The sequence below is a fragment of the Pauljensenia sp. UMB6358 genome, assembly GCF_030216865.1.
GTDB classification, from domain to species: domain Bacteria; phylum Actinomycetota; class Actinomycetes; order Actinomycetales; family Actinomycetaceae; genus Pauljensenia; species Pauljensenia turicensis_A.
The window spans coordinates 1-229 of record NZ_JASOMS010000319.1 but is presented as its reverse complement, the minus strand read 5'-3'; the positions used below and the strand labels follow the sequence as shown (position 1 = coordinate 229).

At 59.4% G+C, this 229-nt stretch carries 1 pseudogene; it reads right to left on the bottom strand.

Annotation, left to right across the window (positions count from 1 at the left end):
* Positions 1 to 91: 91 nt before the first annotated feature.
* Positions 92 to 229: pseudogene (locus tag QP381_RS09635) on the bottom strand (head-tail connector protein); the annotation flags it as partial.

Here is a 229-nt window from a genome sequence, read left to right as displayed (position 1 = left end):
GCGCGTGGTGGTGAACCCCGCCTTATCCCGAACAACCGTCGGCTGGATGAGGTCGATGGTGGTGCGCATGGATCCCAAAGAAGCCATTGGTCTACACCTTCCAATCCCGGTCCAGGCGCAGCAGATTGTTCACCGCGTTCCATACCGCCCGAGCCGCATCTGGCTTATCTGCCCAGAACCCTGCCGTGGAACCATCACGCGACTCATAAAAATGGGAGGCGAGCATGAC